Origin of the sequence: Streptomyces sp. NBC_00287 (assembly GCF_036173105.1) — a bacterium.
Lineage (GTDB): Bacteria > Actinomycetota > Actinomycetes > Streptomycetales > Streptomycetaceae > Streptomyces.
Window position 1 is genome coordinate 2,194,597 of record NZ_CP108053.1, and the last position, 13,520, is coordinate 2,208,116.

General features: G+C 71.7%; 17 protein-coding genes. 7 read left to right on the forward strand and 10 right to left on the reverse strand.

Annotated features, from left to right (window positions below; genetic code table 11):
• Positions 1-112: 112 nt before the first annotated feature.
• Positions 113-823: a VIT1/CCC1 transporter family protein gene (locus OHT76_RS10005; protein WP_328870410.1), complete on the reverse strand. Its 711-nt coding sequence runs from the start codon at positions 821-823 to the stop codon at positions 113-115.
• 159 nt (positions 824-982) lie between these two features.
• On the opposite strand from OHT76_RS10005, the gene OHT76_RS10010 reads away from it, so the two are divergent.
• From OHT76_RS10010 to OHT76_RS10030, 5 genes are all read left to right on the forward strand, one after another.
• A complete protein-coding gene (locus OHT76_RS10010) occupies positions 983-1,966 on the forward strand; it encodes a DEDDh family exonuclease (RefSeq protein ID WP_328870411.1) in 984 nt (327 codons plus the stop codon).
• Between the two features lie 79 nt (positions 1,967-2,045).
• Positions 2,046-2,279, forward strand: coding sequence for a hypothetical protein (locus OHT76_RS10015; protein ID WP_315883292.1), 234 nt, complete (start codon positions 2,046-2,048; stop codon positions 2,277-2,279).
• 59 nt (positions 2,280-2,338) lie between these two features.
• The gene (locus tag OHT76_RS10020; RefSeq protein ID WP_328870412.1) at positions 2,339-3,136 is read left to right on the forward strand and encodes an SURF1 family cytochrome oxidase biogenesis protein; all 798 of its coding nucleotides are present in this window, start codon (positions 2,339-2,341) and stop codon (positions 3,134-3,136) included.
• 124 nt (positions 3,137-3,260) lie between these two features.
• On the forward strand, positions 3,261-5,045 hold the full coding sequence (locus OHT76_RS10025; protein WP_328870413.1) for a glycoside hydrolase family 15 protein: 1,785 nt from the start codon (positions 3,261-3,263) through the stop codon (positions 5,043-5,045).
• 5 nt (positions 5,046-5,050) lie between these two features.
• On the forward strand, positions 5,051-5,806 hold the full coding sequence (locus OHT76_RS10030; protein WP_328870414.1) for an SDR family oxidoreductase: 756 nt from the start codon (positions 5,051-5,053) through the stop codon (positions 5,804-5,806).
• A gap of 7 nt (positions 5,807-5,813) precedes the next feature.
• Here OHT76_RS10030 and amaP read toward each other — a convergent pair whose 3' ends face one another.
• The 5 genes from amaP to OHT76_RS10055 are packed head-to-tail and all read right to left on the reverse strand — an operon-like array spanning position 5,814 to position 8,146.
• A complete protein-coding gene (gene amaP, locus OHT76_RS10035) occupies positions 5,814-6,401 on the reverse strand; it encodes an alkaline shock response membrane anchor protein AmaP (protein ID WP_328870415.1) in 588 nt (195 codons plus the stop codon).
• A complete protein-coding gene (locus OHT76_RS10040) occupies positions 6,398-7,081 on the reverse strand; it encodes a DUF6286 domain-containing protein (RefSeq protein WP_328870416.1) in 684 nt (227 codons plus the stop codon). The genes amaP and OHT76_RS10040 overlap by 4 nt, the downstream gene beginning before the upstream one ends.
• Positions 7,078-7,446, reverse strand: coding sequence for an Asp23/Gls24 family envelope stress response protein (locus tag OHT76_RS10045; protein ID WP_328870417.1), 369 nt, complete (start codon positions 7,444-7,446; stop codon positions 7,078-7,080). The genes OHT76_RS10040 and OHT76_RS10045 overlap by 4 nt, the downstream gene beginning before the upstream one ends.
• A gap of 5 nt (positions 7,447-7,451) precedes the next feature.
• The gene (locus OHT76_RS10050) at positions 7,452-7,640 is read right to left on the reverse strand and encodes a hypothetical protein (protein WP_328870418.1); all 189 of its coding nucleotides are present in this window, start codon (positions 7,638-7,640) and stop codon (positions 7,452-7,454) included.
• Between the two features lie 32 nt (positions 7,641-7,672).
• Complete coding sequence (locus tag OHT76_RS10055) at positions 7,673-8,146, reverse strand: Asp23/Gls24 family envelope stress response protein (protein WP_328870419.1); 474 nt, start codon at positions 8,144-8,146, stop codon at positions 7,673-7,675.
• 88 nt (positions 8,147-8,234) lie between these two features.
• On the opposite strand from OHT76_RS10055, the gene OHT76_RS10060 reads away from it, so the two are divergent.
• Complete coding sequence (locus OHT76_RS10060; RefSeq protein WP_328870420.1) at positions 8,235-8,957, forward strand: nucleopolyhedrovirus P10 family protein; 723 nt, start codon at positions 8,235-8,237, stop codon at positions 8,955-8,957.
• Between the two features lie 19 nt (positions 8,958-8,976).
• Here the strand turns inward: OHT76_RS10060 and OHT76_RS10065 are convergent, their stop codons facing one another.
• The 4 genes from OHT76_RS10065 to OHT76_RS10080 all read right to left on the reverse strand — a co-directional run bounded on the left by OHT76_RS10065 (position 8,977) and on the right by OHT76_RS10080 (position 12,837).
• Positions 8,977-9,768: an enoyl-CoA hydratase/isomerase family protein gene (locus OHT76_RS10065; RefSeq protein ID WP_328870421.1), complete on the reverse strand. Its 792-nt coding sequence runs from the start codon at positions 9,766-9,768 to the stop codon at positions 8,977-8,979.
• 108 nt (positions 9,769-9,876) lie between these two features.
• Entirely contained in the window at positions 9,877-10,095 is a 219-nt protein-coding gene (locus tag OHT76_RS10070) for a helix-turn-helix domain-containing protein (protein ID WP_019758351.1), read from the reverse strand.
• Between the two features lie 335 nt (positions 10,096-10,430).
• Entirely contained in the window at positions 10,431-12,029 is a 1,599-nt protein-coding gene (locus OHT76_RS10075) for an ABC-F family ATP-binding cassette domain-containing protein (RefSeq protein WP_328870422.1), read from the reverse strand.
• 91 nt (positions 12,030-12,120) lie between these two features.
• Positions 12,121-12,837 (reverse strand): hypothetical protein, encoded by a 717-nt coding sequence (locus tag OHT76_RS10080; RefSeq protein ID WP_328870423.1) that lies wholly within the window; start codon positions 12,835-12,837, stop codon positions 12,121-12,123.
• Between the two features lie 252 nt (positions 12,838-13,089).
• On the opposite strand from OHT76_RS10080, the gene OHT76_RS10085 reads away from it, so the two are divergent.
• Positions 13,090-13,503: a VOC family protein gene (locus OHT76_RS10085; RefSeq protein WP_328870424.1), complete on the forward strand. Its 414-nt coding sequence runs from the start codon at positions 13,090-13,092 to the stop codon at positions 13,501-13,503.
• Positions 13,504-13,520: the final 17 nt, after the last annotated feature.

Sequence of the window (13,520 nt, forward strand, 5' to 3'; positions counted from 1 at the left end):
GCACCGTAGAACCGCTGGTCGGCCAGGGCTAGACGTTGTTACTCACAAGTATTACCGGCGGTACGCGCTTACTTGTTGGCGATCTCTGCCAACGGGAGCGCAATAGGAGCCACTAAACGCCCGCCGCCCCCAGCAACGACCCCACTCCATACGTGACCGCCATCGCCAGCGCCCCGCCCGCCACGTTCCGCAGTACCGCCTGTCCCGGAGCCGCGGCTCCTAGGCGGGCGCTGCTCCAGCCCGTCAGGACCAGGGCCGCCAGGACCGAGGCGACGGTGACCGGGACCCGGGCCGCGGACGGAGGCAGGACGATCGCCAGCAACGGCAGCAGCGCCCCCGCCGTGAAGGCGAAAAAGCTGGCCCAGGCCGCGTGCCAGGGGTTCGTCAGTGCGTCGGGGTCGATGCCGAGCTCCACGCGTGCGTGCGCTTTCAGGGCGTCCCGCGCGGTGAGCTGTTCCGCGGCCTCGCGGGCCACCTCGCGGGACAGGCCGCGGCCTTCGAGGAGTTCGGTCAGTTCCTCCAGTTCCGCCTCGGGCTGTTCGCGCAACTCCCGCTTCTCCACGGCCAGGGCGGCCTTCTCCGAGTCGCGCTGGGTGGAGACGGAGACGTACTCGCCCGCCGCCATCGACATCGAGCCGGCGAGCAGCCCGGCCAGACCCGCCGTCAACAGGGCCGCGCGGTCGTCCGTGGCGCCCGCCACACCGACCACGAGACCGGCCGTGGACACGATGCCGTCGTTCGCGCCGAGCACCGCCGCCCGCAGCCAGTTCAGCCGTTCTCCGAGCGCGCCGCCGTGGGCCTCGTCATGCGCTGGTTCCGTCACACCCCGGAGGATGACACTCCGGACGGCCCCGCGCGGGAAGGAACTTGACGCGCTCCCCGCTCGGCACTCGAACGGACGGGCGCCGCAGGACACCTGACGGGGTGGCGACCCGGGACCGTGGGACGGGACTGTCAGTCCCGGCCCGTATCCTCAGTGACCATGCTCGAAGACCGTACGCCGGCAGCGTCCGCCCCCACAGCGTGGCCGACCGCGTATCCGAAGGGATACGCGGTCGTTGACGTGGAGACCACCGGACTGGCCCGGGACGACCGGATAATCTCGGCGGCCGTCTACCGGCTGGACGCACGCGGCGAGGTCGAGGACCACTGGTACACGCTGGTCAACCCGGAGCGCGACCCGGGCCCGGTGTGGATCCACGGTCTGACGAGCGACGTGCTGGAGGGCGCGCCCCTCTTCCCGGACATCGCCGAGGAGTTCTCCGCGCGCCTGGCGGACCGGGTGCTCGTGGCGCACAACGCCGTCTTCGACTGGCAGATGATCGCCCGTGAGTACGCGCGCGCGGAGCGCGAGGCGCCCGTGCGGCAGCGGCTGTGCACCATCGCGCTCTCCAAGGAGCTGGGCCTGCCGCTGCCCAACCACAAGCTGGAGTCGCTGGCCGCGCACTTCGGTGTCGTCCAGCAGCGCGCGCACCACGCGCTGGACGACGCGCGCGTGCTGGCGGAAGCGTTCCGGCCGAGCCTGAAGGCCGCGGCCGAGGGCGGCGTACGGCTTCCGCTGCACGAGTGTCTGCCGCTGACCGAGTGGACGGACCGGGCCGTGCCGCGGCAGCAGGGAAGCTACGGCGGCTACCGGCCGACGAGTTGGCGGCCTGCCCGCAAAAGACCTGCCTGCCCCTATCCCAACCCAGGTCGGTACGAAGAGGGCAAAAGGCTCAAGCAGGGCATGCGGATCGCCTTCTCCGGCGACACCTCCGTCGAGCGCGACCTCCTGGAGGACCGGGCGATCGAGGCCGGACTGCATGTCGCCACCAGCATCTCCCGGCTGACCAGCCTGCTCGTCACCAATGACCCGGACTCGGGTACGTCCAAAGTGGTCAAGGCGCGGCAGTACGGGACCCCGGTCGTCGACGAGGCGGCGTTCGGGCAGCTCCTCGGAGATGTGGAACCGGCGTCGGAGCGGTGACCGTACGGATGGGTGATTGCCGTGCGACTCGCCCGGCGCCCGCTCGCTCGCGCCGGGCCGACGGCCCACCCTGTGGCGCATGGCGAGATGCGAAGTTTGTGGCAATGACTACGGGATGACCTTCGAGATTCGTGCGCAGGGCGCTGTGCATGTCTTCGACTGCTTCGCCTGTGCGATCCACCGCATGGCCCCCATCTGCGAGCACTGCCGCGTCCAGATCATCGGGCAGGGCGTCGAGGTCGAGGGCCACTGGTACTGCGGTGCCCACTGCGCCCGCGCGGAGGGGAAGGTGGGGATCGTCGACAAGGTGTGAGCCCGCCCCGACCCGTACCCGCCTGAACACACCCCACGACCGAGTTGTACGGTCGTGGGGTGTACCGCTTCCTGTTGTCCCGGCAGTGGGTGATCCTCACGCTGGTCGCCGTCCTCCTCATCCCCACGATGATCAGGCTGGGCCTCTGGCAGATGCACCGCTACGACGAGCGCGCCGCCCGCAATCAGCTGGTCTCCGACGCGCTGTCCGCGAAGCCGGTACCCGTGGAGGAGCTGACCGCCCCCGGGCACACCGTCACCACGAACGAGCGGTACCGCACCGTCACCGCCAAGGGGCACTTCGACACCGACGACGAGGTCGTCGTCCGCCGCCGCACCAACGCCGATGACGAGGTCGGCTACCACGTCCTCACCCCGTTCGTGCTGAACGACGGCAAGGTGCTGCTGGTCAACCGGGGCTGGATCCCCGCCGACCGGGGTGCGAGCCAGAGCGCGTTCCCGAAGGTTCCCGCCCCGCCGAGCGGTGAGCTCACCGTCACCGGCCGGCTGATGCCCGACGAGACGACCGAGGCGAGCGGCATCAAGAACCTCAAGGGCCTGCCCGACCGCCAGATCATGCTGATCAACAGCGAGCACGAGGCGCAGCGCCTCGACGCCCAGGTGCTCGGCGGCTACCTGGCACAGACCGGCCCGGCACCGAAGGGCGACACCCCGCAACAGCTCGGCGAGCCCGGCGACGAGAACGCCGCGCTGAACTACGCGTACGCCATCCAGTGGTGGCTGTTCGCCGCGGGCGTCCCGATCGGCTGGGTGGTGCTGGTACGCCGCGAACTGCGCGACCGGCGCGAGCGAGAGGCCGAGGGCGCGACGACGGAGGCGGAACCCGCGGCGGTGTGAGGCGCCGGCCGACGAGTCCGCGCAGAGGCGAACCCAGCGCTGTGCACCCGCGCACGCCCCCCGCGCATCACTCCCCCGGCTCCGCCCCGGATTGCCGCCCCGTCCTCCCGGGAACCCGCACCCCGTGCACCCCCGCATCGAGGACTACGCGCTCATCGGCGACGAGCAGACCGCCGCCCTGATCGGCATGGACGGATCCGTCGACTGGCTGTGTCTGCCCCGGTTCGACTCGACCGCCTGCTTCGCCCGGCTGCTCGGCGACGAGGAGAACGGCCACTGGCGTATCGCCCCCACGGGGGCCGACCGGTGCGCCCGGCGCGCCTACCGGCCGGACACGCTCGTCCTGGACACCGAGTGGGAGACCGACGAAGGGGCGGTCCGCGTCACCGACCTGATGCCGCAACGGGACCGCGCCCCCGACATCGTCCGGATCGTCGAGGGCCTGCGCGGCGAAGTGACCGTCCGCAGCATGCTCCGGCTGCGCTTCGACTACGGCTCGATCACCCCGTGGGTGCGCCGCTCCGACGGCCACCGGGTCGCCGTGGCGGGCCCGGACTCGGTGTGGCTGCGCAGCGAACCGGACGTCCGCACCTGGGGCGAGGACGAGTGCACCTACTCGGAATTCACCGTCGCCGAGGGCGAGTCGGTGGCGTTCGTCCTCACCTGGCACCCCTCGCACGAGCCACGCCCGCCGCTGGTCGACCCATACGAGGCCCTGAACGCCAGCGTCTCCGACTGGCAGGCCTGGGCGGCCCGCTGCCGCTACGACGGACCGCAACGGGACGCCGTGGTCCGCTCCCTGATCACCCTCAAGGCGCTCACCTACTCCCCCACCGGCGGTATCGTCGCCGCCCCCACCACCTCGCTCCCCGAGGAACTGGGCGGCGTACGCAACTGGGACTACCGCTACTGCTGGCTGCGCGACTCCACCCTCACCCTCGGCGCGCTCCTGTCCGCCGGCTACCAGGAGGAGGCCGAGGCCTGGCGGAACTGGCTGCTGCGCGCGGTCGCGGGCGACCCGGCGGACCTGCAGATCATGTACGGCCTGGCCGGCGAGCGCCGGCTGCCCGAGACGGAGCTGCCCTGGCTGCCCGGCTTCGCCGCCACCGGACCCGTACGGATCGGCAACGACGCCGTGAAGCAGCTCCAGCTCGACGTGTACGGCGAGGTCATGGACTCGCTGTCGCTGGCCCGCAGTTCGGGTCTGCCGTCCGAGCCGCACATGTGGGCGCTCCAGGTCGCGCTGATGGACTTCCTGTGCACGGCGTGGCGGCAGCCCGACGAGGGGCTGTGGGAGGTGCGCGGGGGCCGCAGGCAGTTCGTCCACTCCAAGGTGATGGTGTGGGTGGCCGCGGACCGCGCGGTGCGCGCGGTGGAACGGAACCCTGACCTGGAAGGCGATGTGGACGCCTGGCGCGCGATGCGCGAGGAGGTGCACCAGGAGGTGTGCGAGCGGGGGTACGACCCCGAGCGGAACACCTTCACCCAGTACTACGGCTCGCGCGAGCTGGACGCCTCCCTGCTGCTGATCCCGCGCGTGGGCTTCCTGCCGCCGGAGGACCCACGGGTGACCGGCACCGTCGACGCGGTCCGCGACGAGCTGGGCCACGGCGGTTTCCTGCGTCGCTACAGCGCCGAGAAGACGGTCGTCGACGGACTGCCGGGCGGCGAGGGCACCTTCCTGGTGTGCTCGTTCTGGCTCGCGGACGCGCTGCACATGACGGGCCGTACGAAGGAGGCCCGGGAGCTGTTCGAACGACTCGTCGGCCTCTGCAACGACGTCGGGCTGCTGTCCGAGGAGTACGAACCCGTCGCCGGCCACCAGCTCGGCAACTTCCCGCAGGCGTTCAGCCATATCGGCCTGGTGAACACCGCCCTCGCCCTGTTCGGGGCGGACGAGGCAGGATAGAGGCCATGGATCTTGGACTGAAGGACCGGGTGTACATCGTCACCGGAGCGACGCGCGGGCTGGGCAACGCCGTGGTGCGCGAGCTCGTCGCCGACGGCGCGAAGGTGGTGCTGACCGGGAGGGACGAGGAGCGTGCCGCGGCCGCGGCTGCCGAACTCGGGCCGGATGCCGTCGGGGTGGCCGTCGCCAATGCCGACCCGGAGGCGGCGGCCCGGCTGATCGCCACCGCCCGGGAGCGGTTCGGCGGCTTCGACGGCATTCTCATCAGCGTCGGTGGACCGCCGGCGGGCTTTGTCGCCGACAACACGGACGAGCAGTGGCAGGCGGCGTTCGAGTCGGTGTTCCTCGGCGCGGTGCGCCTCGCCCGTGCGGCGGCGGCCGAGTTGGAGGCGGGCGGTGTCATCGGGTTCGTGCTGTCCGGCTCCGTGCACGAGCCGATTCCGGGGCTGACGATCTCGAACGGGCTGCGCCCCGGGCTCGCCGGGTTCGCCAAGTCCCTCGCGGATGAGCTGGGGCCGCGGGGCATCCGGGTCGTGGGGGTGCTGCCGTCGCGGATCGACACGGACCGGGTCCGTGAGCTGGACGGGATGTCCGCCGATCCGGAAGCCACCCGGGCCGCGAACGAGGCACGGATTCCGCTGCGGCGGTACGGCACGCCGGAGGAGTTCGGGCGCGTCGGGGCGTTCCTGCTGTCTCCGGCCGCTTCCTACCTGACGGGGATCATGGTGCCGGTGGACGGGGGCATGCGGCACGGCTTCTGAGCGTTTGTCAGCTCACCCGCTCCGCACGGTGCTTGGCCGCCCTCAGCCTGACCTCCGCCGGCAGTGACGCCAGCCCCGCCGACTCCCGCGCGTGGGTCAGGGCCTGGGCGGTGAGGTCGGTCAGCGCCGTGCCCGGGTCCACATGCGGTTCCAGCAGCAGCCGTACGCGGGCCTCGGGGGCGGCCCGACGGCCGGTCAGGTGGGTGTGCGCCCGTTGGACGCCGTCCATCGATGCCGCCTCGCTCGTCAGTACGGTCTCCAGGGCGCGGCCCCGCAGCAACGCGCCCTCGCCGTCGCCGGTGTCGACCAGGACCTCGGTGAGCCGACGCCGCCGTAGGACCGCTGTCAGCCACCACAGGGCGAGCAGGAGCAGCACCGCCAGCACGGCGATGACCGTCGGCCACCACCAGCCGTCGTCGCGCCAATGGGTCCGCTCGGAGTCGCTGAGCAGGACGTCGTCCTTGCCGTCGTGGATCCACCAGGACGGGGGGTTCACACCGAGGCCCACGGCGAGCACCGAGCCGCCGAGGACGACGAGGACCAGGCCGACGAGGCCGAGCAGCACACGGTTGACGACCCTGAGCACGGCGCTCACCCCTTCCGTCCGGGCCGCCGTACATGCACCGACAGCGCGGGCGGCCGGGACAGGCCAAGGCCGTGGATCGCGTCGGCGAGCGTGGCGTCCAGGTCGGCGCGTACGTCGTCCAGGTCGCGGAAGTGGGAGACCGCGCGGACGTCGGCCCGCTTGCGGCCCATGCGGACCCGGGCCGACTGCACACCGGAGATCTCCATCGCCCGGTCCCGCAGCACCAGCGCGGCGGCCTCCCGGTCGAGTCCGGCGCGTACGTCGGGGTGGGTGCGGCGCATCGGCAGCAGGGAGCGCAGTCCTGGGGTGGCGGCCAGCACGATCAGCCACAGGCCGAGGGCCGCGGCGGCGCCCGCGCCGACCAGTACCCAGATGTCGTCGAGGGGGCGTTCGGCGAGCTGTTGCGCCAGTTCGCGGCGCCAGGCCATGGCGGGCCGGTCGGCGCGCACGGCGGCGATGTCGTAGAGGAACAGGCCGACGAGGGCCAGGAGGAGCAGGGCGACGATCGCGGCCGGGACGCGGCGGGCCGACCAGAAGCGGCCGTTCGCGCCGTCGTCCCCGTCCAGGACGGGCGGTGGCGGATCGTAGGCGGCCGCCGACGCGGACTGGTCGAGTGTGTCGGTGTCGGCCGCCTTCTCGATGACCGGCAGTGGTTGTGTGGTGCCCTCGGAGCCCTGGGGCTCGCTCATCGCGTCCTCCCCTGTGCCGCGCCGTGCGCCGGATGCAGCCGTTCCACCTGGACGGCGACCTCCGGCACCTCCATGCCCACCAACGCGCCTACCCGCTCGGCGACATGGCGACGCACGGCGGCGCAGCGGGCGCCGATGTCGGTGGGGTAGTCGAGTTCGAGATGGATGCGCACACGGGCCGTTTCATGGGCTACGACGACACCCGCGTGCGGCGGCGACGCCGCACCGGGCAGCGGGCCGAGGGCCTCGCGGGCCGCCTGGGAGGCGATCTTCGCCACGACCCGGTCGGCGATCCGGGTGGCGCCGCGCTCGCCGGGCGGCACGACGGCCCGGGGTCTGCCGACCTCACCGGAGTCCGCGGTCACCTATGTCACCGCCGGTCGCGCCGGTCACGGGTGCGGAAGAAGTCGCCGAGCTCCAGATCCCCCTCCAGGAACCGGCCGACGACAAAACCGATGGCGCCCAGGGCGGCCACCAGCAGAAAGGCACCGAACCCGCCGAAGTACCCGGCGAAGCCCAGCGCCATGCCGGCGATCATGCCGACCACGGCCATGCTCATGGTGCGCTCCCCTCAGCGATGCGGTGGACGGGTCACTGGATCCGGGGCTCCAGCTCCTCTTCCTCCTCCTCGGGCAGTTTCACATCGCTCACCGCGATATTGACCTCGACCACTTCCAGGCCGGTCATTCGCTCCACCGCGGAGACGACGTTCTCCCGCACCGCCCGGGCCACGTCGGCGATGGACACGCCATAGTCGACGACGATCTCCAGGTCGAGCGCGGTCTGCACCTCGCCCACCTCGGCCTTCACCCCGCGCGTGACGGACTTCGAGGCGCCGCCCGGCACCCGGTCGCGCACCGCGCCGAAGGTACGGCTGATCCCGCTGCCCATCGCGTGCACGCCGACGACGTCCCGCGCGGCGAGGCCTGCGATCTTCTCCACCACGCCGTCGGCAATGGTGGTCCGTCCCCGGGTCGCCGGGTCACCGCCGCCGCGCCTGACGGCCTTACGGGTCTGCACGGTCGGCTCCTGCTCGACCTCGGGCTTCTGCGTCGTGTCACTCATCGCCGTACGTCCCTTTCGGTTCGTCGTCCTTCGACCACGGTAAGTGCGGTTGCGCCATCGCGCCCCGGGGATGCGGCAGGCTGGAGTAATGACGGCGGACGGATGGGCGCAGGCTGTACGGCAACAGTTGGGGCTCGGCAGGCTGCTGCCGCTGGGCGGGCCGCGTGACGGCGCGTGGATCGCGGAGGAGGCGGCCGGTTTCGCGCTGCGGCGCGCGGCGCACGACCTGCCGGGGGTACGCCTCGGCGCGCTGCGGATCGCGCTCGCCGATCCCGCGCGGGCGCGCGAGCCCGTCGTACCGGCGCCGCCGAGCGCCCTGCCGCCCGGCGCGCTGCGGGTGACGGCGGATTTCGCGGCGACGGCGGCGGAGCCGCTGCCCGCGGTGGCGGACCGGCTGCGTACGACGCTGGCGGAGGCGGCGGACCGGCGGCTGGGGCTGACGGTCGAGGAGGTGGATCTACGGGTGACGGCCCTGCTGGACGAGGGGGCGGAGCCCGCTCCGGTACGGCCGCAGGAGCCGCCGTCGGCCAGGGAGTCCTCCGACGCCGCTGAGTCCCAGGCCGCCGCGGCCGCGCTGACGGTGCCGGGCGTGGCCGGGCTGACCGGGACCCTGGGCGGCCTCGGCCGGGCGGTGCACGTCGAGGAACGGCGCGCCGAGGCCGCCCTCCCGGCGCGTCATGTCCGGGTCGAGATCGCGGTGTACGCGGACCACCGGGCCGTGGTCGTGGCCCGGGCGGTCCGCAAGAAGGTCGCGAAGGCGCTGCCGGATCACCCGACGGTGGCGGTGCTGGTCACCACCGTCGTCGGGTGAGAGCCCAGGCCCTGAGGGATCATTCGCCTACGCCCGCCAAGTCCCGCAGCCGACGTGCCTGGGCGGCGCGTTCGGCGACGCGCTGGTCGTCGTAGGTGCGGCCGGTCGCTCCGCGCAGGAGGGCCTTGGTCTCGATGACCGCGTCCCGGGGTGCGGCCAGCAGGGCGGCGGCGAGGTCGCGTACCGCGTCGTCGAGCTGGTCCGTGGGCACAGCGATGTTCGCCAGGCCGGTGCTGACGGACTCCTCGGCCGTGACGAAACGCCCGGTGGCGCAGATCTCCAGCGCCCGGGCGTAGCCGACGAGGCCCACCAGGGGGTGGGTGCCCGTCAGGTCCGGAACCAGGCCGAGGCTGGTCTCGCGCATGGCGAACTGCACATCGTCCGCGACGACGCGCAGATCACAGGCGAGCGCGAGCTGGAAGCCCGCCCCGATGGCATGGCCCTGGACAGCGGCGATGGACACGATGTCGCTGCGCCGCCACCAGGTGAACGCCTCCTGGTACTCGGCGATGGTCGCATCGAGCTCGGCGTCGCTGCCGCGCGCCAGATCGATGAACGACGGCTCGCCGTCGAAACCCTCCGGCGTGAACGCCTGCCGGTCGAGTCCGGCCGAGAAGGACTTGCCCTCGGCCCGCAGCACGACGACCCGGACGGATCCGGGCAGCAGCCGACCGGCCTCGGTCAACGCCCGCCACAGAGCGGGGCTCTGCGCGTTGCGCTTGTCCGGGTTGGCCAGCGTCACCGTGGCGACTGCGTCGTCGACGGTGAGTCGTACGCCGTCCTTGTCGAGAACCGGGTCGAGCGAAGCCATGGGGCGCCTCCGATGGGGTGCGGTCGCTTAAGTGACTGCACAGTAACCACCCGGCCGATCAGCTGACCGACCGGGTGGCCACCATCGAAGCCGATGGGCCGCCCGGGGTCAGCCCGCGGCTTTCTTGCCGCGTGTTGCCCCGCCACGCCCACGTAGCGTGACGCCCGACTCACTGAGCATCCGGTGCACGAAGCCATACGAGCGGCCGGTCTCCTCGGCCAGCGCCCGGATGCTCGCACCGGAGTCGTACTTCTTCTTCAGGTCTGCCGCGAGCTTGTCGCGCGCGGCGCCGGTTACCCGGCTGCCCTTCTTCAGAGTCTCGGCCACCCGTGCCTCCTCATGGGAAGTGCGCTCTGGTCTCCTCATGATCACCCCTCCCGGGCTTCATGGCCACCCATTCGGCAAGGTCGGTGAGACCGGGATTTGACGACAGGAGTAGGTCCACACAAGGGGAATCTGTGATTCCGCGATGGCATGTCCGTAGGGCCGAACGGGTTGTTCCGCGAAGTGCCAGGTCAGGGACGCGCGACGGCCGAGCCCTTGTCGACAAAGGGCTCGGCCGTGAAATGGATGTAGGACACACCTCGGTACGAGGAGATCTCACACAGATGATGGATCACGGATCGGCCGAATGATCCATACGCAGTGGATCAGTCATTCGATCAAGCCAGGGCGACGAGATCCGCGTAGTCCGCGCCCCACAGGTCCTCGACGCCGTCCGGCAGCAGAATGATGCGCTCCGGCTGCAGCGCCTCGACCGCGCCCTCGTCGTGGGTGACGAGAACGACCGCGCCCTTGTAGGTGCGCAGCGCCCCGAGGATCTCCTCGCGGCTGGCCGGGTCGAGGTTGTTGGTCGGCTCGTCCAGGAGCAGCACGTTGGCCGAGCTGACCACCAGGGTGGCGAGGGCGAGGCGGGTCTTCTCGCCGCCGGAGAGGACCCCGGCCGGCTTGTCGACGTCGTCGCCGGAGAACAGGAACGAACCCAGCGTCTTGCGGACCTCGACCAGGTCGAGGTCGGGGTTGGCGGAGCGCATGTTCTCCAGGACCGTGCGCTCGGGGTCGAGGGTCTCGTGCTCCTGGGCGTAGTAGCCGAGCTTGAGGCCGTGGCCCTCGACGACCTCGCCGGTGTCGGGCCGCTCGACGCCGCCGAGGAGACGCAGCAGGGTCGTCTTGCCGGCGCCGTTGAGGCCGAGGATGACGACTCGGGAGCCCTTGTCGATGGCCAGGTCGACGTCGGTGAAGATCTCCAGCGAGCCGTACGACTTCGACAGGCCCTCCGCCATCAGCGGGGTCTTGCCGCAGGGCGCGGGCTCGGGGAAGCGGAGCTTGGCGACCTTGTCGGAGGCGCGGACCGCTTCGAGCCCCGCGAGCAGCCGGTCGGCACGCTTGGCCATGTTCTGCGCGGCGACGGTCTTGGTGGCCTTGGCGCGCATCTTGTCGGCCTGCGAGTGCAGGGCGGCGGCCTTCTTCTCGGCGTTCTGCCGCTCGCGCTTGCGGCGCTTCTCGTCGGCCTCGCGCTGCTGCTGGTAGAGCTTCCAGCCCATGTTGTAAACGTCGATCTGGGCGCGGTTGGCGTCCAGATAGAAGACCTTGTTGACGACCGTCTCCACCAGGTCGACATCGTGGGAGATCACGATGAAGCCGCCGCGGTAGGTCTTGAGGTAGTCGCGCAGCCAGATGATCGAGTCGGCGTCGAGGTGGTTCGTCGGCTCGTCGAGCAGCAGGGTGTCGGCGTCCGAGAACAGGATCCGGGCCAGTTCGATACGGCGGCGCTGACCGCCCGAGAGGGTGTGCAGCGGCTGGCCGAGCACCCGGTCGGGGAGGTTCAGCGCGGCGGCGATGGTGGCGGCCTCGGCCTCGGCGGAGTACCCGCCCTTGGTGAGGAACTCCGTCTCGTGGCGCTCGTACTGCTTCAGCGCCTTCTCGCGGGTGGCTCCCTGGCCGTTGGCGATCCGCTGTTCGTTGTCACGCATCTTGCGGATCAGTACGTCGAGGCCGCGCGCGGAGAGGATGCGGTCGCGGGCGAGGACGTCGAGGTCGCCGGTGCGGGGGTCCTGCGGGAGGTACCCGACCTCTCCGGAGCGGGTGATGGTGCCGCCGGCGGGCATGCCTTGGCCGGCCAGGCACTTGGTGAGGGTGGTCTTGCCGGCGCCGTTGCGGCCGACCAGACCGATGCGGTCGCCCTTGGCGACACGGAAGGTGGCGGACTCGATGAGGACGCGGGCACCGGCGCGCAGCTCGATGCCGGAGGCGGAGATCACGGACAGACTCCAGGGCGGGGTCGTTGGCGGGATGGGCGGCTGAGGACGTTCCCGCCGTCTAATGCGCGAGGAGAATGGCCATGAGGCCAGTCTAACGGGGCCGTGCAAGCGTTTTTCTGCCGCCGGGGACCTCATTGCCGAGGGGCCTGCGGTGCGGGGTGATCCGGCCCAGGTCGTCCACCGCGATGAGCTGGGACGTCCAGGCCGCGCCCGCACAGGGCTGGGCGAGGAGCAGAACTCCGTTGTGGCGTACGGCACGCGCGGGTGCGAAGGCGCAGCCCTTGCGGGCGGGCAGCACCCAGCGCAGATCGCCGTCGGCGAGGCGGTACGCGGTGACGCGGTACGGGGTGACGACGGCGAGCATGCCGCGGCCGAGGGGGCGCAGGACGCCGGTGGCACCGAGGGCGGGGAGCCAGTCGGTGGCGGCGGGGAGGGCGCGATGCCAGCGCACCGTGTGGCCGTCGGTCGCGGTGAGGAGACCGTCGTCCCAGAGGGCGATGGCGTCCCCGCGCGTGGGCAGCACGGCGAGGGGGTGGCGGCCGTCGCGGGTGTGGCGCCACAGGAGGGTGCCGGTGGTGGGGTCGTGGGCCTCGACGGCCTTCCCCTGGGCGCGTGGCACGGTCGCGTGCGCCACGCGCGCGTGGACGGTGAGGCGGTCTGCGTAGGGGGTGGGGCGCAGTTGGTGAGCGGCAATGAGGAGGAGGGCGGCGAGGAGCAGGGTGAGGGCCGCGGGGAGGAAGCGGCGGGACGGCCGCTCGGGGCCGTGCGGGGGGCTTTCCGGCGCCGGCATCGCGTGCAGCACGGCCATGACGCTCCCTCGGCAGCGGTCTCCCACGGATCAGGCGCAGAGCGTAGCCACGCGCGGGGCGGGCGGACCGGCGGGCCGCGGGCGGCGCCGGGGGCTGTCGCCCGTTCGGACCTTCGTCCGGCGCCGACTCGGGGGGAGGGGTGAGGATGGCCGCGGGGGCGCTGAGGTGATCGGCAGGGCGTTGTCAGTGGTCGCTGGAAGACTGGCGGCAGGTGGGATTTTCCGGCACAGGGCAGGCGAGGAGTGATCGGTATGGCAGGCACGAACGGCGGGCGTCCGAGCATCTACCCCACGGTGCTGTACGCGGACGCGAAGGCGGCGATCAAGCTGCTCACGGAGGCCCTCGGCTTCACCGAGCTGACGGTGTACGAGGGCGAGGACGGCACGGTGCTGCATGCCGAGCTGACCCAGGGCAACGGCGCGGTCATGGTCGGCTCCAAGGGCCGCGGCGGGCTGTTCGACTCGCTGATGAAGGACGCGGGACCGGCCGGGGTGTACGTCGTCGTGGACGACGTCGACGCCCACCACCGGCATGCCGTGGAGCACGGCGTGGAGATCCTGATGCCCCCGACGGACCAGGACTACGGCTCACGGGACTACATGGCCCGGGACGCCGAGGGCAACATCTGGAGCTTCGGCACGTACGCCCCGGAGATAGGGGGCTAGGACTGGGCTAGGACCTG

Bases quoted from the DNA above. Each gene is read 5' to 3' on its own strand.
- OHT76_RS10010 (WP_328870411.1), top strand. From the start codon at position 983: ATGCTCGAAGACCGTACGCCGGCAGCGTCCGCCCCCACAGCGTGGCCG.
- OHT76_RS10015 (WP_315883292.1), top strand. From the start codon at position 2,046: ATGGCGAGATGCGAAGTTTGTGGCAATGACTACGGGATGACCTTCGAG.
- OHT76_RS10030 (WP_328870414.1), top strand. From the start codon at position 5,051: ATGGATCTTGGACTGAAGGACCGGGTGTACATCGTCACCGGAGCGACG.
- OHT76_RS10040 (WP_328870416.1), bottom strand. From the start codon at position 7,081: ATGAGCGAGCCCCAGGGCTCCGAGGGCACCACACAACCACTGCCGGTC.
- OHT76_RS10050 (WP_328870418.1), bottom strand. From the start codon at position 7,640: ATGAGCATGGCCGTGGTCGGCATGATCGCCGGCATGGCGCTGGGCTTC.
- OHT76_RS10055 (WP_328870419.1), bottom strand. From the start codon at position 8,146: ATGAGTGACACGACGCAGAAGCCCGAGGTCGAGCAGGAGCCGACCGTG.
- OHT76_RS10060 (WP_328870420.1), top strand. From the start codon at position 8,235: ATGACGGCGGACGGATGGGCGCAGGCTGTACGGCAACAGTTGGGGCTC.
- OHT76_RS10065 (WP_328870421.1), bottom strand. From the start codon at position 9,768: ATGGCTTCGCTCGACCCGGTTCTCGACAAGGACGGCGTACGACTCACC.
- OHT76_RS10080 (WP_328870423.1), bottom strand. From the start codon at position 12,837: ATGGCCGTGCTGCACGCGATGCCGGCGCCGGAAAGCCCCCCGCACGGC.
- OHT76_RS10085 (WP_328870424.1), top strand. From the start codon at position 13,090: ATGGCAGGCACGAACGGCGGGCGTCCGAGCATCTACCCCACGGTGCTG.